The organism is Enterococcus sp. 7F3_DIV0205, assembly GCF_002141365.2.
Classification (GTDB): domain Bacteria; phylum Bacillota; class Bacilli; order Lactobacillales; family Enterococcaceae; genus Enterococcus_L; species Enterococcus_L palustris.
The window spans coordinates 710,092-734,379 of sequence record NZ_CP147244.1 but is presented as its reverse complement, the minus strand read 5'-3'; the positions used below and the strand labels follow the sequence as shown (position 1 = coordinate 734,379).

Annotated in this window: 18 protein-coding genes and 1 pseudogene; 16 read left to right on the top strand and 3 right to left on the bottom strand. The window is 37.6% G+C overall.

The features are described from left to right. Nucleotides 1–160: 160 nt before the first annotated feature. Entirely contained in the window at nt 161–1,018 is an 858-nt protein-coding gene (locus A5821_RS03350; protein ID WP_086313082.1) for a glucosaminidase domain-containing protein, read from the top strand. Between the two features lie 56 nt (nt 1,019–1,074). Here the strand turns inward: A5821_RS03350 and A5821_RS03345 are convergent, their stop codons facing one another. Continuing rightward, nucleotides 1,075–2,070, bottom strand: coding sequence for a 4-hydroxy-3-methylbut-2-enyl diphosphate reductase (locus tag A5821_RS03345; protein WP_086313081.1), 996 nt, complete (start codon nt 2,068–2,070; stop codon nt 1,075–1,077). 187 nt (nt 2,071–2,257) lie between these two features. Between A5821_RS03345 and cysK the strand changes: the two genes are divergently transcribed. The 11 genes and pseudogenes from cysK to A5821_RS03295 all read left to right on the top strand — a co-directional run bounded on the left by cysK (nt 2,258) and on the right by A5821_RS03295 (nt 19,535). Continuing rightward, nucleotides 2,258–3,187 (top strand): cysteine synthase A, encoded by a 930-nt coding sequence (gene cysK / locus A5821_RS03340; RefSeq protein WP_086313080.1) that lies wholly within the window; start codon nt 2,258–2,260, stop codon nt 3,185–3,187. 197 nt (nt 3,188–3,384) lie between these two features. Next, nucleotides 3,385–3,822 carry a peroxide-responsive transcriptional repressor PerR gene (gene perR, locus A5821_RS03335; protein WP_086313079.1) on the top strand — a complete coding sequence of 146 codons (438 nt, stop codon included), beginning with the start codon at nt 3,385–3,387 and terminating at the stop codon, nt 3,820–3,822. Between the two features lie 13 nt (nt 3,823–3,835). Beyond that, nucleotides 3,836–4,216 (top strand): RidA family protein, encoded by a 381-nt coding sequence (locus tag A5821_RS03330; RefSeq protein ID WP_086313078.1) that lies wholly within the window; start codon nt 3,836–3,838, stop codon nt 4,214–4,216. 254 nt (nt 4,217–4,470) lie between these two features. Continuing rightward, the gene (locus A5821_RS03325) at nt 4,471–5,820 is read left to right on the top strand and encodes an NADH oxidase (RefSeq protein ID WP_086313077.1); all 1,350 of its coding nucleotides are present in this window, start codon (nt 4,471–4,473) and stop codon (nt 5,818–5,820) included. Between the two features lie 127 nt (nt 5,821–5,947). Further along, a complete protein-coding gene (locus A5821_RS03320) occupies nt 5,948–6,589 on the top strand; it encodes a YczE/YyaS/YitT family protein (protein ID WP_086313076.1) in 642 nt (213 codons plus the stop codon). A gap of 464 nt (nt 6,590–7,053) precedes the next feature. Further along, nucleotides 7,054–11,862: pseudogene (locus tag A5821_RS03315) on the top strand (Ig-like domain-containing protein); the annotation flags it as partial. Next, a complete protein-coding gene (locus A5821_RS17565; RefSeq protein WP_422392085.1) occupies nt 11,863–13,731 on the top strand; it encodes an Ig-like domain-containing protein in 1,869 nt (622 codons plus the stop codon). It begins immediately after the preceding pseudogene. 186 nt (nt 13,732–13,917) lie between these two features. Further along, nucleotides 13,918–14,847: a homoserine O-acetyltransferase MetA gene (gene metA / locus A5821_RS03310; RefSeq protein WP_086313075.1), complete on the top strand. Its 930-nt coding sequence runs from the start codon at nt 13,918–13,920 to the stop codon at nt 14,845–14,847. Between the two features lie 415 nt (nt 14,848–15,262). Beyond that, nucleotides 15,263–16,618, top strand: coding sequence for a citrate transporter (locus tag A5821_RS03305; RefSeq protein WP_086313074.1), 1,356 nt, complete (start codon nt 15,263–15,265; stop codon nt 16,616–16,618). 20 nt (nt 16,619–16,638) lie between these two features. Beyond that, on the top strand, nt 16,639–17,862 hold the full coding sequence (locus A5821_RS03300) for an amidohydrolase family protein (protein WP_086313073.1): 1,224 nt from the start codon (nt 16,639–16,641) through the stop codon (nt 17,860–17,862). Between the two features lie 329 nt (nt 17,863–18,191). Beyond that, nucleotides 18,192–19,535, top strand: a complete 1,344-nt coding sequence (locus A5821_RS03295; protein ID WP_086313072.1) for an FAD-dependent oxidoreductase — start codon at nt 18,192–18,194, stop codon at nt 19,533–19,535. A 53-nt stretch (nt 19,536–19,588) separates the two neighbouring features. On the opposite strand, the gene A5821_RS03290 is transcribed toward A5821_RS03295, so the two are convergent. Beyond that, nucleotides 19,589–19,981, bottom strand: coding sequence for a VOC family protein (locus A5821_RS03290; RefSeq protein ID WP_086313071.1), 393 nt, complete (start codon nt 19,979–19,981; stop codon nt 19,589–19,591). Nucleotides 19,982–20,128: 147 nt separating this feature from the next. On the opposite strand from A5821_RS03290, the gene A5821_RS03285 reads away from it, so the two are divergent. Genes A5821_RS03285 through A5821_RS03275 form a run of 3 tightly spaced genes read left to right on the top strand, consistent with a single transcriptional unit; the run spans nt 20,129 to nt 21,791 of the window. Beyond that, nucleotides 20,129–20,440 (top strand): winged helix-turn-helix transcriptional regulator, encoded by a 312-nt coding sequence (locus A5821_RS03285; RefSeq protein WP_010772493.1) that lies wholly within the window; start codon nt 20,129–20,131, stop codon nt 20,438–20,440. Between the two features lie 55 nt (nt 20,441–20,495). Further along, entirely contained in the window at nt 20,496–20,951 is a 456-nt protein-coding gene (locus A5821_RS03280; RefSeq protein ID WP_249921820.1) for a nucleoside deaminase, read from the top strand. Nucleotides 20,952–20,990: 39 nt separating this feature from the next. Next, complete coding sequence (locus A5821_RS03275; protein ID WP_086313070.1) at nt 20,991–21,791, top strand: alpha/beta fold hydrolase; 801 nt, start codon at nt 20,991–20,993, stop codon at nt 21,789–21,791. 210 nt (nt 21,792–22,001) lie between these two features. Here the strand turns inward: A5821_RS03275 and cls are convergent, their stop codons facing one another. Beyond that, nucleotides 22,002–23,462 (bottom strand): cardiolipin synthase, encoded by a 1,461-nt coding sequence (gene cls / locus A5821_RS03270; RefSeq protein WP_086313069.1) that lies wholly within the window; start codon nt 23,460–23,462, stop codon nt 22,002–22,004. A 204-nt stretch (nt 23,463–23,666) separates the two neighbouring features. Between cls and A5821_RS03265 the strand changes: the two genes are divergently transcribed. Beyond that, a complete protein-coding gene (locus A5821_RS03265) occupies nt 23,667–24,206 on the top strand; it encodes a DUF2179 domain-containing protein (RefSeq protein ID WP_086314298.1) in 540 nt (179 codons plus the stop codon). The last annotated feature ends 82 nt before the right edge of the window (nt 24,207–24,288 follow it).

Here is a 24,288-nt window from a genome sequence, read left to right as displayed (position 1 = left end):
TAAACTGTATAAAACAAATATAGGTTTGGTTAATAAAACAAAAATTTCAACTGGGTTACGCCTGTTTTAAAACTTCAAATTTCAAGAGTTAATAATTGTTTATAAGAAAGACCCCGAGTAGAATGATGGTACGATGTTCTAATTGAGGAGGAACAAATGAATGGACGAGATTAAAACAAGAAGTAGTAGACACCAGCAAAAAGAGCATAAAAATAGACGTATGCGTCTGACCTCTATGGTAGGGACTTCATTAGTATTTCTTCCAATTGCAGGTAATTTATTACCACTAGGAGTTCAAGCAACTGAAGTTGAAACGCAAAGCGAAGTTTCTCAACAAGCATTTATTGATTCTATTGGATATTCAGCTTCTTCCGTAGCTGATGCCAATGACTTATATGCCTCTGTTATGATTGCACAAGCATTGTTAGAAAGCAGTTACGGTACGTCAGGCCTAGCCGCTGCACCTAATTACAATTTATTTGGTGTGAAGGGCAGTTATGGTGGTCAAACAGTTTATATGCCTACATTAGAGTATTTAAATGGCGAATGGGTGACAGTGACGGAACCTTTTAGAAGTTATCCATCATATACTGAATCATTTCAGGATCATGCGAATGTCCTAAGAACAACCATAGCCTCCAGCGGTAATTACCATTATTCAGGCGTGTGGAAAAGTAATACGTCTAGTTATATGGATGCTACAGCAGCACTAGCTGGACGTTATGCAACGGATCCTAATTATGCAAGCAAATTGAATTGGTTAATTTCTGCTTATGGTTTAACAGCTTATGACAGTGGAAGCACTGGATCATTTGTGACAAATGATAATTCAACGACGGACCAATCAACGATTGGTCAAAGTAGCACAACTACCACTGCTCAATCTTACACTGTAGCCTCTGGAGATACTCTATGGGGGATTGCTGAAAAGTTCGGCATTTCTGTGGATCAACTTATGGCATCAAACGGCATAACTGCTGAATTAATTACTGTTGGGCAAGTATTACAAGTCGTATAAAATAAAGCTAGCAACATTTTGTCATCTCAATGACTTTTTGTTGTTAGCTTTATTTTTTATCGTTTACCTGATCGCAATTCTTCTAAACGCCGTTGACGATTTTTCGTAAGATCTTTTATTCTTGGTCTAGGTAAAATGTCTTCAGGCACTGTTCTTGAATTCCTTATGTGAGTGTTGGAATCATCAATATCAAAATGAGTTAAATAATCAATAACTTCACGAACAATTTGAGTGGGAGTAGAAGCGCCTGCCGTTACAGCGATTTGCTCAACATCAGCCAACCAGTTAGGGTCTATTTGTGAAACATCAGAGATTCTGTGCGCTGGAACTCCAGCTTGTTCAATAGAAACTTGCGCTAATCGATTACTGTTATTACTTTTCGGATCACCAACAACAATTGTTAAATCACAACCTTGAGCTTGTTCAACGACCGCTTCTTGACGAACCTGGGTCGCTTTACAAATATCTTTGTGAATCACCACATGAGGGTATTTCTCCTGAATGGAATCCATCAAGTCACTAACATCCCATTGACTCATAGTTGTTTGATTGGTCACAAAGATTTTATCAGCATCCAGCTGTAAATTCGCAATATCAGATAAATTAGCAACTAAATGAACATGTTCGGGTGAAACACCAATCGCGCCTTCAGGTTCCGGGTGATTTTTTTTTCCAATATAAATAATTTCATAACCTTCTGCAACTTTTTCAGCGATTAATTCGTGTGTAATCATCACATCAGGACACGTTGCATCAATAACAGTCAAACCTTTTTTGATAGCTAACTCTTTTACTTTTGGTGAAGTGCCATGCGCTGTGAAAATAACTGTTCCCTGATCGACTTGGGATAGAATCTCTTCACGGTTATTACCATCTAATGTATGGATTCCGATGCTTTCAAAGGCGTCTGTTACGTGTTTATTGTGAACGATCATACCTAAAATATAGATTGGACGTGGTAAGCTTTCATCAAGAGACGCGTTTCTAGCAATAACCATTGCATCAACAACTCCGTAACAATAGCCACGGGGACTAATATTTTTAATTTTCATAAGGGAATATACTCCTATTTACGATTTTTAAGTCTTCTCTACTATACACTATTTTTGTTAAATTTGTTTAAAGAGTATAGTCCAAGTAGGGAATAGTAGCAAAATGATAGCCAGATAAGATCATATGAGCTATTATAAATACAAGAAAGTTTTTACGTATTCGAATAACAAAATGGAGGAATGGATCATGACTCAAATTTTTAATTCTGTTACCGAATTAATAGGGAAGACTCCTATTGTAAAGTTAGGACACATTGTCCCTGATGGAGCCGCTGATATTTTTGTGAAACTGGAATTTTTTAATCCGGGCGGAAGTGTAAAAGATCGAATTGCATTAAGTATGATCGAGAAAGCTGAAAAGACCGGTCAACTTAAAGCGGGCGATACCATCGTGGAACCAACTAGTGGAAACACTGGTATCGGTTTAGCAATGGTCGGAGCTGCCAAAGGGTATAAGGTAATTATTGTTATGCCGGATACGATGAGTGTTGAACGTAGAAAATTAATGCAGGCATACGGCGCTGAGTTATTGCTTACTCCAGGTTCTGATGGCATGAAAGGAGCAATCGCTAAAGCATCCGAATTATCAGAAAAAGACGGCTACTTTATGCCGATGCAATTTGATAATCCAGCTAATCCAGAAGCTCATGAAAAAACAACTGGTAAAGAAATACAAGATGTTTTTGGGCCAGCAGGGTTAGAAGCGTTTGTAGCTGGAGTGGGAACTGGTGGAACGATTACTGGAGTTGGTAAAGAACTGAAACGAGTTTATCCGAAAATTTCAATAGTTGCAGTTGAACCGACTGAGTCACCTGTTTTAGAAGGTGGAACTCCGGGTCCGCATAAAATACAAGGAATCGGCGCAGGTTTCATACCCAAAGTATTAGACACAGATATCTATGGAGAGGTCATTGCAGTGGCTAGTGAAGATGCAATGGAAACTGCTCGTCAATTAGCAATGCAAGAAGGGCTGCTCGTTGGGATATCAGCTGGAGCTGCGGTACATGCCGCTATTCAAGTCGCGAAAAAATTAGGACCAGGTAAAAAAGTATTGACTGTTATTCCTGACAATGGTGAACGTTACTTGTCAACAGCGCTTTATAATTTTCCAGAATAATAAGATTGTAAAAGGGAAGCGTAAAATTACGGTTTCCTTTTTTTGTATATATAATCAACCAAAAAGTGTGTAATAATTATATTATTTTTAAAAATTGGTGTTAAACCTGATATTTCCTAGGGTATTTACGTAATTATTCTTGTCAATATAGATTAGAAATAGTATCATTTAGGAAAGAAGACTGGGAGGGGAAACAAATGGACAATGTATTGGTAAAAAATGCACTTGAAGAGTTAAAAGAAGCCAATATTCGTATTACTCCTCAAAGGTATGCAATTTTGGAATATCTAATTGAGAATCATAGCCATCCAACAGCCGATGAAATTTATCGTTCACTAGAAGATCGTTTTCCGAATATGAGTGTTGCAACTGTTTATAATAATTTACGTTTGTTTACTGACATTGGTTTTGTTCAAGAGATGAATTATGGTGATGCATCTAGTCGCTTTGATTTCAGCTCTAAAAAACATTACCATGCCATCTGTCAGAATTGTGGTAAAATCGTCGATTTTCATTATCCAGGTTTGGAAGATGTTGAAATGGCGGCGAGTAAATTGACGGGCTTTGAAATTAATGAACATAGATTAGAATTATATGGTCTGTGTCCAGACTGTCAAAAAGCAAAAAAAGAATGAAATGAGGGGTAAAATGAAATCAATCAATACAGATAAAGCACCGAAAGCAATTGGTCCTTATGTACAGGGAAACATTGTAAATGGTTTGTTATTTGCCTCAGGTCAAGTTCCATTGAGTCCTGAAACTGGCGAAGTTGTTGGTACTACGATTGAAGAACAAGCCGAACAAGTTCTTAAAAATATTGCTGCGATTTTAGAAGAAGCAGGTAGTGACTTTGATCATGTTGTCAAAACCACATGTTTTTTAAAGAATATGAACGATTTTGTAGCATTCAATGAAGTTTATGCAAAAGCCTTTACCAATCAATTACCTGCGCGTTCTGCTGTAGAAGTAGCCCGTTTACCTAAAGATGTTCTTGTTGAAATAGAAATTATAGCTTCAATAAATCAATAGCAACTTATTTTCACAAGCTGAGAAATTAACGTTTCTCAGCTTTTTTTGTTGGAAAGACAGTGTTTAGAAGTGTTTATATAGTTAATTTGATGAAAATAAGGTTAAAAATAGACAAGTTTGTGAAAAAATAAGTTTTCGATTCACAAGCAAAGAACTCGAATATGGCTTTCTACTTTGTTATATTTTTAGTATACCAATAGATTCATAATGAGTTCATTGGTGAAAAATTTAACTTGAAAGAAGGGATTTACAAAATGAAAGTCGTAGTCGTAGGATGTACGCATGCAGGAACAGCTGCAGTCAAAAGTATTTTAACAAATCACCCAAATGCGGAGGTAACCGTTTATGAACGAAATGATAATGTATCGTTTCTATCATGCGGAATTGCTTTATACGTTGGAGGAGTAGTGAAGGAGGCTAGCAGCTTATTCTATTCAAGTCCTGAAGAACTAGCGTCTCTTGGTGCTACAGTTAAAATGGAACATGAAGTCGAAACAATCGATGTTGATCATAAAACAGTAACTGCAAAAGATTTACACACTGGTGTTGAAGAAACGGTGTCATACGATAAATTAGTTATGACAACAGGTTCTTGGCCAATCATTCCGCCAATTAAAGGAATTGAAGCAGAAAATATTTTATTATGTAAAAACTTTAACCAAGCGAATGTCATTATCGAACGTGCAAAAGATGCGAAAAAAGTTGTCGTTGTAGGTGGCGGATATATTGGTATCGAGTTAGTTGAAGCTTTTGTAGAGTCAGGAAAAGATGTTACACTGATCGATGGATTAGACCGTATTTTAAACAAATATTTAGACAAGCCCTTTACAGATGTTTTGGAAAAAGAACTTGTGGATCGTGGCGTAAAGTTAGCACTAGGTGAGAATGTTCAAGAATTCAAAGCTGATGCAAGCGGACATGTGAATAAAGTAATTACACCTAGCCAAGAATTTGAAGCGGATATGGTCATCATGTGTGTTGGATTCAGTCCTAATACAACATTGCTTAAAGATAAAGTAGATATGCTACCAAACGGAGCTATCGTTGTAGATAAATATATGAGATCAAGCAATCCTGATATTCTTGCCGCAGGTGATAGTGCAGTTGTACACTATAATCCAAGTAATACAACGAATTATATTCCGCTAGCGACAAATGCTGTTCGCCAAGGAATGTTAGTTGGTTATAACTTAACAGAACAAAAATTAGCTTACCGCGGAACGCAAGGGACTTCTGGATTATACTTGTTTGGTTGGAAAATTGGATCGACGGGTGTTACTTTAGAAAGTGCAAAAATGAACAACTTAGATGTTAGTGCAACACAATTTGAAGACAACTATCGTCCGGAATTCATGCCAACGACTGAAAATGTCATGATGGAATTAGTCTATGAAAAAGGGACAAATCGTATCGTCGGGGGACAATTGATGTCTAAATATGATATTACTCAATCAGCTAATACTCTATCATTAGCTGTTCAAAATGAAATGACAGTTGAAGATCTTGCCTTATCAGATTTCTTCTTCCAACCGCATTTTGATCGTCCTTGGAACTATTTAAACTTGTTAGCACAAGCTGCATTAAAAGATATTGCTCATAATTAATTGATTAGAAAAACTAGAGGTGAATGCAGGTTCACTTCTAGTTTTTTTCAGTACTCAATCGTTAATCTTGCCTTTTAATTTGATTTTTGAGATGCTTAATGCGTCAAATTAAATGAGGTGTTAGAAAATGAAGAAAAAACAGAAAAGTGAGTGGTTGATTCGCTCGTTGTACGCGTTGATAGGTGTAGCAATTTTATCTTTTGGAGCAGCAACGTTACGGATTGGCCAAGTAGGATTAGACCCCTACACAGCAGCGAATATCGGAATAGGGGAGAGTTTAGGCTTATCTTTAGGGGTGTATCAACTAATCATCAATATAGTTATTTTGGGGTTAGTTTTTGTTTTCGGAAGAAAATATATTGGTCTTGGAACAGTGATTAATATGGTTCTAACTGGTTTTTTTATTGATTTTTATACATGGCTATATTCAACCTTTGTCACAATAAAAATCAATCTATTTACTCAAGGACTGCTGCTTATTTTAGGTGTATTGATATTTACTTTTGGTGCATCGTTTTACATGTCAGCCAAAATTGGCAATGCTCCATATGATGCCATTGCCCCTATTATCGTAGAACGTACTAAAGCTCAATATCGTATAGTAAGGATCATACAAGATATCTTTTTCGTGATTTTAGCTTTTATTTTTGGCGGACCAGTTGGTCTAGGAACTGTGATTAATGCATTTTTCACTGGTCCTCTAATTGATTTTTGGAATAAAAAAGTCAGTGAACCAATCATTGAAAAAAGTGTAAAAGAAAAACTGTGATTTGACAGTTAAATAGATCAATAATAAAAAACAAAGATTATTCATTTTCTTTGTTTTTTTATTTACTTTTATTCGTTGGCAAAGAGTGACTCTGGAATGGGAAGGAAGCGCTTTCTGTTATTTTAAATCAAAATGAGATATTAATTGAATAATAGATCGCGGATGTAATGCCTTATTTTTATTATAAAATAATTAATAAATAAAAATCGTTTATACGTTGTTAAATAAGCTTTTACGCTTGTTTTTCTTGCCGTTTTCATTTAATTATTATAAGTATATAAAAAAATAATAAGCATTTTCAATACATATCATTTCCAAAAATATTATAAAGGTTATAAAATCTGTAGGTAGAAGCTTAATTAAGTTATGTTGCTCACGATTTAAGAAAGGAGAGTGTCAATTTTTTTAAAAGCTTCTAGTTGTTCGTTATGTGGTATCAGTTTGATTGCAAGAGGAGGATAATTATGAAAGATGATAAGCAAAAAAAGAAAAGCACTAATAAATCAAAAAAACAGAATAAATATCGCGCATTATCATTAGTGTTAACAAGTAGTCTAGTTATTGCACCATTGACTGTTCCCTTGACATTTTATTTGCCAGGAGGAATTACTGCTTCCGCTGCTATATTAGATGCTGAAATCCTATCTAATATAACAAGTTCAAACGATAGTGGAACTACTACTGCCAACCGTTTTGCAGCAGATGGCGCTACAAAAAATGTCAATTTTTCAATTTCTGGTAGTGAGTTAGTTGGTGGTTCTGTTATCACAAGCGGCACAAAGCAAGCAGTTTTATCCATTCCAACCGAATTAAATGGACGTGTTTCTACAAATGGACCGGCTCAGATTGATACAAATATTACTTTAACTGTAGGGGACCTAACATTTTTAACGGGAACATTAGATGCTGTTAACACACTATCTAATTTGTTAACTGATATTGTTGATGGTTCCTTAGGTAGTTTAACTGGTGTTACATTGAATTTAACTGAAGTTAATCAAAAAATCGATGCGTTAAATAATCTTGAAAATTTTGGTAGTGCGCAATTTAGTTCTACTGCTGTTCTTTCTCCTGACGGTAAATATATTCAAGCCAATATTGATGATGGCTTAGGTTTAGTTTTAGCTCAGAATGTTTCAACACTTTTACAAGATTTGCAAGCTGCCGTTACTGCTTTAGAGGCAGAGGGTAGCGGAATTGGTAGTAATATAGTTGCTGCAGCCATTAACGCTGCGCTACTTCCAGTTAAAGGCACAGTGAATACAGCTATTAACGTGGCATTACCGTTAGTCGGTCTTGGCGGAGCGGGGGTCAACCAACTGGCTGATGCTTCTGTATTAGGATCTACAACAATCAATATCCCAACAACTGTTGTTAGTCCAACAAGCTTATCTCAAAACTTAGATGCTAGATTTGTTGGTACTGTTATAAAAGCTGATACTATTGATGTTAGTTTGATCAATACGGCTAATGGGGTTTCTGATATCTATTACGCTGGTAACGCAGTAGTGATAGCGCCTCCAGTAGTAACAAATACAACAGGTACCTCAGCAACGGGTTATACAGTAACAGGTACAGCGACAGCTGGAAATACTGTTGAAATTCGCAATACAGGTGGAACTGTAATCGGAACTGGTACAGCAGATGGAAGTGGTAACTTCAGTATTACTATTCCACAAGGCCAAGCAACAGCTAATGAGCCATTAACTGCAGTTGCCAAATCTGGATCAGACGAAAGTACACCAACACCATTTACAACACCAGCAGATGCAGTAGTAGTAGCACCGCCAGTAGTAACGAATACAACAGGTACCTCAGCAACGGGTTATACAGTAACAGGTACAGCGACAGCTGGAAATACTGTTGAAATTCGCAATACAGGTGGAACTGTAATCGGAACTGGTACAGCAGATGGAAGTGGTAACTTCAGTATTACTATTCCACAAGGCCAAGCAACAGCTAATGAGTCATTAACTGCAGTTGCCAAATCTGGATCGGATGAAAGTACGCCAACATCATTTACCACGCCTGCAGATGCAGTAGTAGTGGCACCGCCAGTAGTAACAAATACAACAGGTACCTCAACGACGGGCTATACAGTAACAGGTACAGCGACAGCTGGAAATACTGTTGAAATTCGTAATACAGGTGGAACGGTAATTGGAACGGGTACAGCGGATGGTAGCGGTAATTTCAGTATTTCAATTCCGCAAGGTCAAGCAACAGCCAATGAATCTTTAAATGCAGTTGCCAAATCTGGACCAGACGAGAGTACACCAACCGCATTTACAACACCTGCTGATCCAATTGTAGTGGCACCGCCAGTAGTAACAAATACAACAGGTACCTCAGCAACAGGTTATACAGTAACAGGTACAGCGACAGCTGGAAATACTGTTGAAATTCGCAATGTGGGTGGAACTGTAATCGGAACAGGGACAGCGGACGGCAGTGGTAATTTTAGTATCCCGATTTCGCAAGGTCAAGCAACAGCAAGCGAGTCTTTAACCGCAGTTGCCAAATCTGGCGTAACTGAAAGTACGCCTACACCGTTTACGACGCCAGCAGATCCAGTGGTTATCGCGGCACCAACCGTTGACAATGTAACAGGCACATCCACAGCTGGCTATACAGTAACAGGTACAGCGACAGCTGGAAATACTATTGACATTAAAAACACAGGTGGCACGATAATTGGGACGGCTGTTGTGGACCCTAGCGGGAACTATACAGTGACTATTCCAGCAGGTTCAGCAACACCAAACGAACAATTATCTGCAATAGCAAAAGACGCTGATGGTAATCAAAGTCCAGCAACAGCGTTCGCCACACCAGCAGATCCAGTCGTTGTCACAGCGCCAACAGTTGATACTGTAACAGGTACTGGAGCAACAGGCTACACTGTGACAGGTACAGCGACAGCTGGAGACACAGTTGAAATTAGAAATACAGGAGGAACAGTCATTGGAACAGCGATCGCAGATCCAAGTGGCAATTACTCAGTAGTGCTTCCAGCAGGTTCAGCAACACCGAGTCAACAATTATCTGCAGTAGCCAAAGACGCTGACGGCAATCAAAGTCCAGCAACAGCATTTACAACACCAGCAGATCCGGTAGTAGTTGCAGCACCAACCGTGGATAGTGTAACTGGTACTTCAGCAACAGGGTATACCGTAACAGGTACAGCCACAGCTGGTAATACAGTGGAGATCAAAAATACAGGTGGAACGGTAATCGGAACAGCAATTGCAGATCCAAGTGGCAACTATACTGTTACGATCCCAGTTGGTCTAGCAACACCAAACCAACAATTATCTGCAGTAGCCAAAGATGCGGATGGCAATCAAAGTCCAGCAACAGCATTTACAACACCAGCGGATCCAGTCGTTGTTACAGCACCAACAGTAGATAGCGTAACGGGTACTTCAGCAACAGGTTATACTGTAACAGGTACAGCGACAGCTGGTAATACTGTAGAAGTTAAAAATACAGGCGGAACGGTAATTGGAACAGCGATCGCAGATCCAAGTGGCAACTACACAGTTGTGATTCCTGCAGGCTCAGCAACACCAAGTCAACAATTATCTGCAGTAGCAAAAGATGCGGATGGCAATCAAAGTCCAGCAACACCATTCACAACACCAGCAGATCCAGTAGTAGTCACAGCACCAACAGTAGACAGTGTAACGGGTACCTCATCAACAGGTTATACCGTAACAGGTACGGCACCAGCTGGGAGTACTGTAGAAATTAAAAACACAGGTGGCACAGTTATTGGAACAGCAGTTGCAGATCCAAGTGGCAATTACACAGTTACGATTCCTGCAGGCTCAGCATCACCAAATGAACAATTAACCGCAACAGCAAAAGATGCGGATGGTAACACAAGCCCTGGAACATCATTCACAACGCCAGCAGATCCAGTAGTAGTCACAGCACCGACAGTAGATACTGTAACAGGTACAGCTGCAACAGGTTATACCGTAACGGGAACCGCAACGGCTGGAAATACTATAGAAATCAAAAACACAGGTGGGACAGTAATCGGAACAGCAATTGCAGATCCAAGCGGCAACTACACCGTTACGATTCCAGCTGGGCAAGCAACACCAAGTCAACAATTAACCGCAACAGCCAAAGACGCTGATGGCAATCAAAGTCCGGCAACACCATTTACAACACCAGCAGATCCGGTAGTAGTTGCAGCACCAACAGTGAATACAGTAACAGGTACCTCAGCTACCGGTTATACCGTAACAGGTACAGCGACAGCTGGTAATACTGTAGAAATCAAAAATACAGGTGGCACGATTCTTGGAACAGCAGTTGCAGATCCAAGTGGAAACTTTTCAATTGTGATTCCAATCGGTTCAGCAACACCAAGTCAACAATTAACCGCAACTGCTAAAGACGCTGATGGAAACCAAAGCCCAGCAACACCATTCACTACGCCAGCAGATCCAGTGGTTGTCACAGCACCAACAGTTGATAGTGTAACAGGTACTGGAGCAACAGGTTATACAGTGACAGGTACAGCACCAGCAGGAAGCACTGTAGAAATTAAAAATACAGGCGGAACGGTGATTGGAACAGGAGTAGCAGATGGTAGTGGCAATTACACAGTTACGATTCCAGCTGGCTCAGCATCGCCAAATGAACAATTAACCGCAACAGCCAAAGATGCGGATGGCAACACAAGTCCTGGAACATCATTCACTACACCAGCAGATCCAGTGGTTGTCACAGCACCAACAGTTGACAGTGTAACAGGTACAGGAGCAACAGGTTATACTGTAACGGGAACCGCAACGGCTGGCAATACTGTAGAAATTAAAAACACGGGCGGAACAGTCATTGGCACAGCAGTAGCAGATGGTAGTGGCAATTACACAGTTGTGATTCCAGCTGGCTCAGCAACACCAAGTCAACAATTAACTGCAACAGCCAAAGACGCTGATGGCAACCAAAGTCCAGCCACAGCATTTACAACACCAGCAGATCCAGTAGTAGTTGCAGCACCAACAGTTGATAGTGTAACAGGTACAGGAGCAACAGGTTATACTATAACAGGTACGGCAACCGCAGGGAATACTGTTGAAGTTAGAAATACAGGCGGGACAGTTATTGGAACTGCAACAGCGGATCCAAGTGGAAATTATTCAGTAGTGCTTCCAGCAGGTTCAGCAACACCAAATCAACAATTATCTGCAGTAGCAAAAGACGCTGACGGAAACCAAAGTCCGGCAACTCCTTTCACTACGCCACAAGATCCAGTGATTGTTAGTGCACCAACTGTGGATACTGTAACAGGTACAGGAGCAACAGGCTATACAGTGACAGGTACAGCTACAGCTGGTAATAGAGTAGATGTGAAAAATACTGGAGGAACAATTATTGGAAGTGCAGTAGCAGATGGTAGTGGCAATTACACAGTTGTAATTCCAGTCGGCTCAGCAACACCATTGCAACAACTTTCTGCTGTAGCTGTAGATGGAGATAATAACCAAAGCTCAGCAACACCATTTACAACACCAGCAGATCCAGTAGTAGTCACAGCACCAACAGTTGATAGTGTAACAGGTACAGGAGCAACGGGCTATACAGTGACAGGTACAGCACCAGCAGGAAGTACTGTAGAAATTAAAAACACAGGCGGCACAGTAATTGGAAGTGCTGTAGCAGATGGCAGTGGCAATTACACAGTTACGATTCCAGCAGGCTCAGCATCACCAAACGAACAATTAACAGCAACTGCTAAAGACGCGGACGGAAACACAAGTCCTGGTACAGTCTTTACAACACCAGCAGATCCAGTGTCAATCCAAGCACCAGTGGTTACTAGTGTAACTGGAACTTCAGCAACTGGATATACAGTAGTTGGAACAGCAGTTGCAGGAGATACTGTTTCAATCAAGAAATTAAATGGAACTGTAATTGGTTCAGTTCAAGTAGATGGTAGCGGAAATTACTCAGTAGTGCTTCCAGCAGGCTCAGCTAGTCAACTTGAACAATTGAGAGCAATAGATTCTGACGGGGCAGGTAATCAAAGTCCAGCGACATCATTTACAACGCCAGCAGATCCAGTAGTAGTTGCAGCACCAATCATAACAAGTGTAGTAGGGAACTCCCAAACGGGCTATACAGTGACAGGGACAGCAACTGCAGGTAATACAGTATCACTTAGAACTCTTTCGGGAACTGAGGTAGGAGCTGGAGAAGTCGACGGAACGGGCAACTTCTCAATTGAATTGACTTCTCAAGATGTAGACCCATTACAACAATTAAATGCAGTCGCAATCGATGATGCGCTTAACTCAAGCTTACCAACATTATTTACAATTCCAGCTGATCCTTCATCAAATGTCGAGGCACCTGCTATCGATAACGTGACAGGGACATCTAAAACAGGTTACATTGTAACAGGTAGAGCAACGGCTGGAAATAAAGTGAAAATCCGCAATGCGGCAGGAAGAGTTATCGGATCAGGTGTAGCTGATTTGAATGGAACAATTTCAGGTGGAGCTCCACTTGCACTAGACGGTGAGTTTGCTATCGCTTTACCAATAGGAGCTGCTACTGAAAATGAACCACTAACAGCCACTGCTGAAAATAGTAATGGAGAAGTCAGTACAGCAACACCATTTATGACACCAGCTGATCCAACAGTTTATGTTGCTACACCAATCATTAACAGTGTAACTGGTAATTCAATGACTGGTTATACAATCAAGGGAATCGCAACACCAGGAAATGATGTAGAACTTCAAAATGCAGCTGGAGAAGTTCTAGGTACGGCGACGGCAGGCGATAACGGTGGATTTGTTATTGAAATCCCAATCGGCTTTGCTGAACCAAAAGAGCTGATTTTAGCAATTGCCAAAGATAGCGATGGTAATCAAAGTGAACCAGCTAGCTTTAAACTGCCAGCCGATCCAAGTGACGGCAATGGCAACGGTAATGGAACTGGTAACGGCGGCAACTTAGGTAATAATAGCGGTTCTGGCTTGAAAAACCTAAGCGGCGGACAAAAAAATCTTCCTAATAACGGTGAAATTGTCAGCAATTGGGGAGTAGTAGGAGCGTTACTATTAGGTGTCTTTGCCTTCTTCACCTTCAAACGCAAAAACAAAGAAGAAGAATAATCTAAGGCATTAACAAGTTTACTTTCTATAAGGGAAAACATGAGGTGGGACTAACATCCTGCCTCGTGTTTTTTTGATGAAAATCAAAATTAGAAGTTTGCTTAGCGTTTTCTCAGAAAGAAACTTCCTTTCTCCCGCGTTTTATCGTAAAATGAAATTAGACAAATAGAAAGGGAGGATATGGGTATGCCGATTCGTGTTCCAAAAGAATTACCAGCTATTAAAGTATTAGAGAAAGAGAAAATTTTTGTAATGGACGAAGATCGTGCTATGCACCAAGACATTCGACCTTTAGAAATTTTAATCTTAAATTTAATGCCTAAAAAAGATGAAACAGAAGTTCAACTGTTAAGACTACTCAGTAATACGCCATTGCAAATAAATGTTGACTTCTTGCATATGAGTAGTCACGAGGCAAAAAATACATCAAGTGAACATCTAAACCGCTTTTATTATCAATTCAAAGAAGTTCGGGAGAAATTTTACGATGGTTTGATTATTACAGGCGCACCAGTTGAACAACTACCATTTGAAGATGTTGATTATTGGGAAGAATTACAAGGGATTTTAGAATGGAGTAAATCACACGTATTTTCAACGTTTCACATTTGTTGGGGAGCGCAAGCAGGGCTTTATTACCATCATAAAATCGATAAGTACCTATTAGACCAAAAATTAACAGGGATTTATGATCATGATGTACTGGCGCCAACGTGGAGTATTCTAAAAGGATTTGACGATTTATTTTTTGCTCCACATTCACGTTATACTGGCATTAAAAGAAGTGATGTAGAGAATGTGGCAGAGTTAGAGGTTTTGGTTGAATCAAAAGATGCTGGGGTTTTTTTAGTTGGAAATAAAAATAATCGAGCATACTATGCAACCGGACATTTAGAATATGATCGGGAAACGCTTGAACAAGAATTCGAGCGAGATCAATTAAAAGGGATTCATCCTAAACTACCTAAAAATTACTTTCCAAATGATAACATGAAGGAACGACCTCAACTAAGATGGCATATGGCAGCTTCATTGTTATTTTCTAATTGGTTAAACTATGCGGTTTATCAAAATACACCGTATGATTTAACTGAATTGCTTAAAGAAAAAGAATAGTAAAGACAAACAGCATAAACAAATTGTGTACTTCGATTTGCATATGCTGTTTTTTTACAAATACTGCATACATAAAAATGCAAGCGTTACCGTTCTTTTCTAGTTCTTACAACTTATTGGTGCATTCTTGTTCCTTTTTTTAGAAAATAAACGTATTATAAGATGAAGGAAGGAGGTTGCGGTAACTGAATTGAAACAAGTGAACAAGAGTATTTCAATCACATAAATAGTTATTTATCCTATTTTCTATTTGAGAATAAATAACTTAATCAAGTGGAAGAACTAAAAATGGACATACCTATAATTTTGTATCCTATTGGAATATTTCCAGGGTATAAAATTCAGTAATTAAAAAAATGCAATGATTACTTGTTAAAAAAAGAGGTTTTAATTAACCAAAGTTGGAGGAATAATGATGAAAATACCTAAAAGATTTTTGAGTGGACTACTACTTTCAATACTGTTTCTTTTTTCATTTGTGCCTGCATTTGCACAAGAGATTGATGCAATTACAGCACCTACGGGAATAAAAGCGGTTATCGTAATCATTCCATTGATTTTAGTTTTAGTTTTATTATTTATGAAAGTCGATATGATCATTGCTGGTTTTGTTGGCGGTGTTCTAGCGATGATTATTGGTGGAATTGGATTAGAACAAGCCAATAAGCAATTATTAGAAACTATCCCAATGATGCTCGGCATTACTGTGCCGATCATCAATTCTGCAGTTGCAATGGCCGTGTTTAAGTCAGGTGGTTATTCAGCAGCATTAACACTTGCCAAACGTGGGACAAAAGGCAAAGTCGAATATGTTTCAGCATTTATTGTTATTTTGTTAGCAGCAGCGACATATATGTCAGGCATTGGCGGCGGAAGCGCAATGGTTATCGCACCATTAGCATTTGTAGCGGTCGGAGCAGTTCCTGAGCTGATTGCGGCGATGTCACTTGCGGCAGCTGTTTCGTTTACGACTTCACCAGCTTCATTGGAGTCTAGTATCGTTTCTAAATTAGGCGATTTCAGTGTAGCAAAATATGTTTCAGATATGCGTCCGATTTGGTTACTTTTTTGTGCGTTAGCTATTATTTTAGCTTTTTGGGGAACAAAACGTCGAAATATTGGTTTTAAAGAAAATAGTGATGATGAATACGCGCAAATGAGTAATAAAGCATTATTTAAATTGACTTTACCTGCAATCTTTTTATTGTTTGCCGTAATTTTCGGTCCTGTAGTTAATGATCTTGTAGGATTCCCATTATTGACGCCGCTAGTCTATATGGTTTTGACATTGGCTTTGATTTTTATTTGTTCAGATTTCACGTTGAATCAGTCTGTGGAAGCTATGGTGGATGGTTCTACGTATATTTTGACTCGATTGTTCCAAGTAGGTATTTTCCTAGCATTTATTAATATCATTGCTCAAACTGGTACCTTTGCTGTTATTGCGGGTATTGCAAGTGCTGCGCCTACGTTGATCATGGTTCCAGTTGCGATTTTAACGGGAATTTTAATCGGTGTTCCTGCGGGTGCTTATGTAGGTTCCGTGTTAACTCTTGTTCTCCCTGTAGCTGTGTCATTAGGTTTTTCATCTATCGAGCTTGGATTAGTTGCAGTTGGAGTAGGGCTAGGAAGCCAAATGAGTTTTGTCAATATCACGATGCAAGCTTTATCATCTGGATTCCAAATTCCGATTTTAGATGTGGTAAAAGGCAATGTAAAATGGATCAGTTTAGCTTCAGTTGTATTGATTGCAATTGGATTCTTTATTTAAAATAGAAAGGGTGTTCAAGAATGGATATTTTAATTAAACAAGCAAGATTAAGTGATGGAGAAGCGTTGCAGGATGTTGGAATTAAAGATGGGAAAATCGTTGCAATTTCAGAAAGTATAACTGAGAATTCGGTTACTGTGATCGAGGCTCAAGGTCGAGTATTGATTCCCGGATTAGTAGAAAGTCATATTCACTTAGATAAAGCACTGATTGCAGATAGAAAACCAAACAAGTCTGGAACTTTACAAGAAGCCATTAGTGTTACAGCTGAATTGAAACCCACATTTACAGAAGCGGACATTTACTCACGAGCAAAAAGAGCCTTAGAAATGATTATTTCTCACGGTGTGACAGCAGTGAGAACCCATGCAGAATTTGATCCTGCACAAGGTTTTTCGGGTTTTAAAACAATTATGAAATTAAAAGAAGAATATCGAGATTTAATCGATATGCAAATCGTTGCGTTTCCTCAAGAAGGGATTTTTAAAGCTCCCGGGACTGAAAAAATGATGTACGAAGCAATGGAAATGGGTGCAGATGTTGTCGGGGGGATTCCTTACAATGATGCACCAGCTGATAAACATATCGATTTAGTTTTTGAAATTGCTAAAAAATATGATAAAGACATTGATCTTCATCAAGATTTCAGTGATGAAGCAACAGATATTTCGATTGAGTATTTGTGTAAAAAGACGATTGCAGAAAATTATCACGGCAGAGTTTCTGTTGGGCATTTGACTGCGCTTCACGCACTAGAACCTGAACGACTAAATGAAATTATTACCTTGATGGCTGAAGCACAAATCAGCGTTATGGCTTTACCTGCTACAGATTTACATTTAGGCGCTAGAAATGATCTATATAATGTGAGAAGAGCGGTAACACCAATCAGAAAACTTCGTGATGCTGGCGTAAATGTTTGCTTAGCTACCAATAATATTCGCAATGCGTTTACTCCTTATGGGAATGGTGATTTAATGCAGATTGCCATGTTAGCGATTCCTGTGGGGCATTTGGGCGGAGCAGATGATTTACCAACTGTTCTACCTATGATTACAGACAATCCGGCTAAAGCACTAGGGCTTCAAGACTATGGTCTTCAAGTAGGGGATAATGCTGATCTTGTTTTATTAGACACGAAAGTAAAAGCTGATGCGATCATTGATATCCCAGAAAGAAATTATGTCATTAAGAATGGCAAAATCACTGTCGAAGTAAAAAAAGAAGTGACTATTTTTAAATAATCTGATTTTATAGCCAACTATGAACGTATTTAACTGTTTATAGTTGGCTTTTTATTATGTCTAATCAAATTAGTTGTCTATAATTTATTTATGTAAACTATCGTTAGGAACGATTATCACTTTAACCAAAAAGTGAGTATGCAATAGATATGATAAATTCAAATGAATATACTGATATGAAAACAATATGTAAATAATACAAACAAAAAAATACTTGAAATTCTCAATTATTTAACTTAATTGAGAATAAAAAAGTGGAAAAACTTGTAATAGCCTATGATTATATGATACTCTTTATTATATAATAAAGAATATAGGAGGAATGTGAAATGAAAGTAATAGTTTTAGGTTCATCGCACGGAGGTTACGAAGCAGTTGAGGAATTATTAAATTTACATCCAGAAACAGAAATTCAGTGGTATGAAAAAGGAGATTTTATTTCTTTCTTATCATGTGGCATGCAACTTTATTTAGAAGGTAAGGTAAAAGATGTCAACTCCGTTCGATATATGACAGGTGAAAAGATGGAGAGTAGAGGAGTCAGTGTCTTCTCGAATACTGAAATCACTGAAATCAAACCTGAGAGTCATCAAGTAATAGTTAAAGATTTATTGTCAGGTGATGAACGCATTGAAGCTTATGATAAACTGATCATCAGTCCAGGAGCGGTTCCGTTTGAATTAAATGTCCCAGGAAAAGATTTAGAAAACATTTATTTGATGCGTGGCAGAAAATGGGCTATCAAATTAAAGGCAAAAACGGTTGATCCTGAAGTGAACAATGTTGTCGTCATTGGAAGCGGCTATATTGGTATAGAAGCAGCAGAATCATTTGCTAAAGCTGGTAAAAAAGTAACAGTGATCGATATTTTAGATCGGCCTTTAGGCGTGTATTTAGATAAAGAATTCACAGATGTTTTGACAGAAGAAATGGAAGCTAACAATATCAACGTAGTAACTAATGAAACCGTTCAAAGTTATAAAGGTGAAGGGCATGTTCAAAAAGTCGTAACAGATAAAGCGGAATATGATGCTGATCTTGTTGTTGTAGCGGTTGGTGTTCGTCCTAATACGGGTTGGTTAAAAGATACATTAGAGTTACATCCTAACGGGCTGATTAAAACGGATGAGTACATGCAAACAAGTGCCCCAGACGTTTTTGCTGTAGGAGATGCGACAATGATCAAATATAATCCAGGTGAAACAGAAGTCAACATTGCGTTAGCAACAAACGCAAGAAAACAAGGTCGTTTTGCAGTGAAAAATTTAAATGGTCCTGTAAAACCATTCCCAGGTATTCAAGGTTCATCAGGTTTAGCCGTTTTCGACTACAAATTCGCCTCTACTGGTATCAATGAAGAAATGGCCAAAAAATTAAATAAAACAACGAAATCAGCTTTAGTTGTGGAAGATTATTTAATGGATTTCAATCCAGACAAACAAAAAGCTTGGTTCAAACTTGTATATGATCCCGAAACAACACAAATATTAGGGGCACAATTGATGTCAAAAGCAGACTTAACTGCAAACATCAACGCTATTTCTTTAGCAATCAAAGCGAAAATGACAATCGAAGATTTAGCCTATGCTGATTTCTTCTTCCAACCATCGTTTGATAAACCTTGGAATATTATCAACACAGCTGCACTAGCAGCTATGAAGAATGAACAATAATTTTATAATAAAAAACCAATTGCTAAATATTTTTTAGCAATTGGTTTTTTATTTTAGCGATCAAGAAGTTCGACCCAAATACCATCTGGATCTTCTACTATAGCAAACCGAACTCCATTTTCATCACTAGAAATTGGAGCAACAACAGGAATTCCAGCGTTTGAAACTTTTTCAAACAGCCTATCTAAATCGCTAACAGTTACAGTTAACCAGCGTAAACCAGTCGCTGCTGTTGGTCCTCCTAAAGGATTCTTTTCTACACTGCCGATTCCAGCTTCCAAGAGTTTCAAAATCGAACCATCAATAGAGAATCGGTGAAGCGAGATACCATTTGTCTCTAAAACACCAATGTAGGGTAACTCAAGAATCTCTTCATAAAATGTTTTACTTTTTTCAAAGTTAACAGGATTTATTCCTATTTGTAAATTACGAAATGTTGTTGACATATATTGCACTTCCTTCGTGGAGTTTTTTGTATCAAATTTATGCTTTTATTTGATATGTATTGATATTATAATAATGGAAACAAAGATACTAGTACTAACATTTTTGTTACCTAGATATTTTTGATTTAAAAAGGAGTTTTTGAATTTATGAACGAAGAAAAAAACTGTGCTATAAGTAACATAATGAATATTTTAGGTGGGAAATGGAAACTAGAAATATTGTGGCAAATATTGAATGATGAAGGTATCCGATTTAACCAACTGAAGCGAAACATACCTGGCGTCACAAATGTTGCTTTAATCAGATGTTTAAAAAGTTTAGCTGAGCATAAATTTATCAAACGGATCGACAAAAAAACTGTTCCTCCTCATGTGGAATATTATACGACAGAAAAAACGCAACTTCTATTTCCAATTCTTTCACAATTAGCTGAGCTCGGAAAAACAATTAGTTCGTGAAAAAAGGTCTTTTAGTTAACTAAACAAATAATTGAAGTGAAAGAGGGACAATCAGATGATGAACCAGCATCCAAGTACTAGAATCATGTCAGAGTTAATCCGAAAGCAATGGAGTACACACTCTATTTATGCCGCAATTGTAAATAGAGAAATGGAAATCGTTGCTATTGGTCAAACGACTGTTCAAGAAAATAATGATCCAACAGCACATGCTGAAGTCAATGCAATCAGAGCAGCATGTAAGTTTTTAAAAACCGATATTTTACCAACTGGTTATTGGTTATATTCAACATTCGAACCTTGTCCGTTATGCTCATCTGCCATCATCTGGAGTGGTCTCGATGGTGTTGTGTATGCTAATGACCCCAGGTTTAGAGGAACTTTACCAAATTGGTCATTTATTAAGTGCAAAGAAGTTCTAAAACAAGGTGCTGATATACATCAAGTGAATTTAATCGAAAATTTTATGTTAGATGATATAAAAGGATACTTCACTAGACATCAGAAATGAAAAAGTTTTTTCAACGTTAACGAGAGAGGAGAGGGATAGATGTATTACTCTAATGAGATTGCAAAAATATATTATACAGTTGTTGGTCAAGGGGATCCGTTACTAATTATCCACGGTTTTTCTATTGACCACAGAAGTGTTAAAGGGATTGTCGAAGAGTCTCTTCAGAATAAAGCGTATAAACGGATTTATATTGATTTACCTGGTATGGGAAGATCGGCCGCACCTAGAAAAATGATTAACGCTAATGAATTATTGACCGTTTTAATTGAATTTATAAATGATATCATTGGTAAAGAATCTTTTTCTCTTTTAGGTTATTCATATGGGAGATACCTAGCATTAGGAATAATAAAAGCGATACCTGATAGAGTAGAAAAGTTAATCTTATTAGCACCTGTAGTGAAGGCGCTTTTCGGTAAACGCCGTTTACCGAAAAGACTCGAAGGAGAAGCGGCATATTTTGAAGTTGAAGATAAAACCCTTTTCGAAGAATACAAAAACAATGCTGTTAATATCACTAAAAAAGGATATGAAAACTATGTTTCAGAAATCCATTCAGGACTTTCTGTAGGAGACCGCGAATTCCAAAAGTCTTTTCAAAAAAATGGCTATTCATTCGGTTTCGAAGAAAGTCTTTTTGGTGAAGTTATCAATTGTGCAGCATTAATTATTTTAGGTGAACAAGATGAAGTTGTCGGCTATAAAGACATGATCGAAAATCAAAAAGACTTTTCGAAAGGAGTTTTTATTCTGTTAGAAAACGCTGGACATAATTTGCAACTAGATGAACGTGAAAAAGTAACGAACGAAATTAATACATTTTTAGAATTACAATAGAGTTTATTGAGTATAAGGATAAAAATATAAATCTATCCATATTTTACAGTTCAGAAACTACTTTGTATAATGTATATTATGTTAACTAGAATACGGAATTGAAAAAGCGGCGTGCAATTATTACATTGGAGACTTCCATCCCGTGTCCTATCTGTGTACCTAATAAAAAAGGAACAAATTCGACATCTTACGAATTTGTTCCTTTTTTATTTATAGTATCGGTGATAACAATCGTGAAAAGTTTTGCTTAAATCGTAACCAATGAGATTGATTGCGAATAATTTCGTCCGTTAATAAAAGACTGTTATCCATATCGGATTCAAATATTTGAGTTAGTTTCCATGCGATTCTGGTATCATAGATAAATGTACTTACTTCAAAATTCAATGCGTAACTTCTAATATCCTGATTTGTGGTACCGACCATACAGATTTCATTATCGATAATCATCGTTTTAGCATGCAAGAAGCCATTTTGATACATATAGACCTTAATACCTCTTTTGTGTAGGTAATTGGCATAATATTGAGTTGCACGATAAATAAATGGATGGTCTGGCATACACGGAATCATGATGCGCACATCAATACCAGATCGAACTGCAATCAACAATGCATTGATCATACTGTCATCTGGTATTAAATAAGGTGTTTGAATCCAAACCGATTTTTCAGCAGATAAAATCATTTTGATAAAACCGCTTTTTAAGATTTCTTCTTCAGAGTCCGGTCCATCAGACACCACCTGTAAGGCTAAATTTCCAAGTTCGTTGTCTTCAGCAATTTGGAAATAGTTTTCTAAATAATCCATTTTTTGTGATTCATGTTGTACAGAAGCGTTCCAATCCATAATAAAAATCTCCTGTAAGGAGAATACGGAAGTGCCAACTAAACGGATATGTGTATCTCTCCAGTAACCAAATTTCTTACTATCTCCTAAATATTGATCGCCAACATTAAATCCACCAGTCCACCCGATCTTCCCGTCTATTACGACGATTTTACGATGTAGGTGATAGTTTAAACGAGTCTTGCTAATCATGTTTTTTGACGTAATAAAAGGTGCAACCTTCCCTCCTAAGGCAACGAATGCAGCAAAAAACTTTTTGTTTGCTCCAGGAGAGCCCCAAGGATCATAAATCAAATGAACCGAGACCCCTTCTTTTACTTTCTCCCCTAATAAATCTAAAAACTGATTCCCGATATGATCGTTAAAAAAGGAATAATATTCAACATGGACTGTTTCTTTAGCCTGACGAATATCATCAAATAGGGCATCGAATTTTTCTTTTCCATCTGTATATATTTTTAGACTATTCCGTTTACTTAATGGTGAAGAATCCATATTTCTAAAGTATTTATTCAACACACGTGCGTCAGTTAATAAATTAATATCCAATTTTCCATCTGACTTGAGATTGTCTTCATCGACCATGTTCTTGATTTCAGTAATTTTTTCTTTATCATAAGCAGTCAGATTGAACACTTTTTGCCCATTGATGCCTCTGCCACAAAAAAGATAAATAATAAAGCCGATTCCTGGTAAAAATAATAACGTCATGATCCAAGCTAAAACACTTGAAATGCTACGTGGTTTTCTAAAAACAGTAATAAGTGCTGCAGTGGTATTTAATAACAATAATACCAAAAGTATGATGATAAAAATTCTCATCCGATTTCATGTCTCCCTTAAAATACGTAATATATTGATTATAGCAAAAACCATAGATTCATCCAACAAATAACATCTCTTAAAAAAAGATTCGTTGTGTGCATGGCCTAAATCAAAATTATTTTTATATTTGGATTTTTACTATTTTAATTCTCATAATGTTGTACTATAATATGCTGATATTGTTAATTGAAAAGAGGAAATATTAAAATGGACATCAAAATGTTAGTAACTATCTTTGTGGTTAATTTTTCTTATATTACATTGAATACGATTCGTTTTATGCTAACTATGAAAGGCTATCGCTTGATCGCGCCTTTAGTAAGTATGGCAGAGATAACGATCTACGTGTTAGGCCTTAGCATGGTACTCAACCGCTTAGATAATCCACTAAATCTAATTGTGTATGCGCTGGGTTATGCAGTGGGTATCAGTGTTGGAATCAAAATCGAAGATTATTTAGCGCTGGGATACATTATGGTAACAGCTATCCTACCTTCTTCCACAGAGCAGCTCAATCTACCAGAAATACTAAGAGATCACGGTTATGGTGTTACACAAAGTTTTGGAGCTGGTCGTGAAGGTGAACGAATGATTTTAGAAATTTTATCTCCACGTAAAAATGAACGTAGCCTTTATAAACTAATCAACGAAAAAGAACCTAGAGCATTTATCATTTCGTATGAACCTAAGTTTATCTCCGGTGGTTTTTGGACAAAGAAAGTACGCAAAAGAAATAAATGATCAAACAACGTCTCTTGATTTATTAAAAATGAAGGACGTTGTTTGATTTATATGTAAGTTTACATAATATAATTATGGTAAC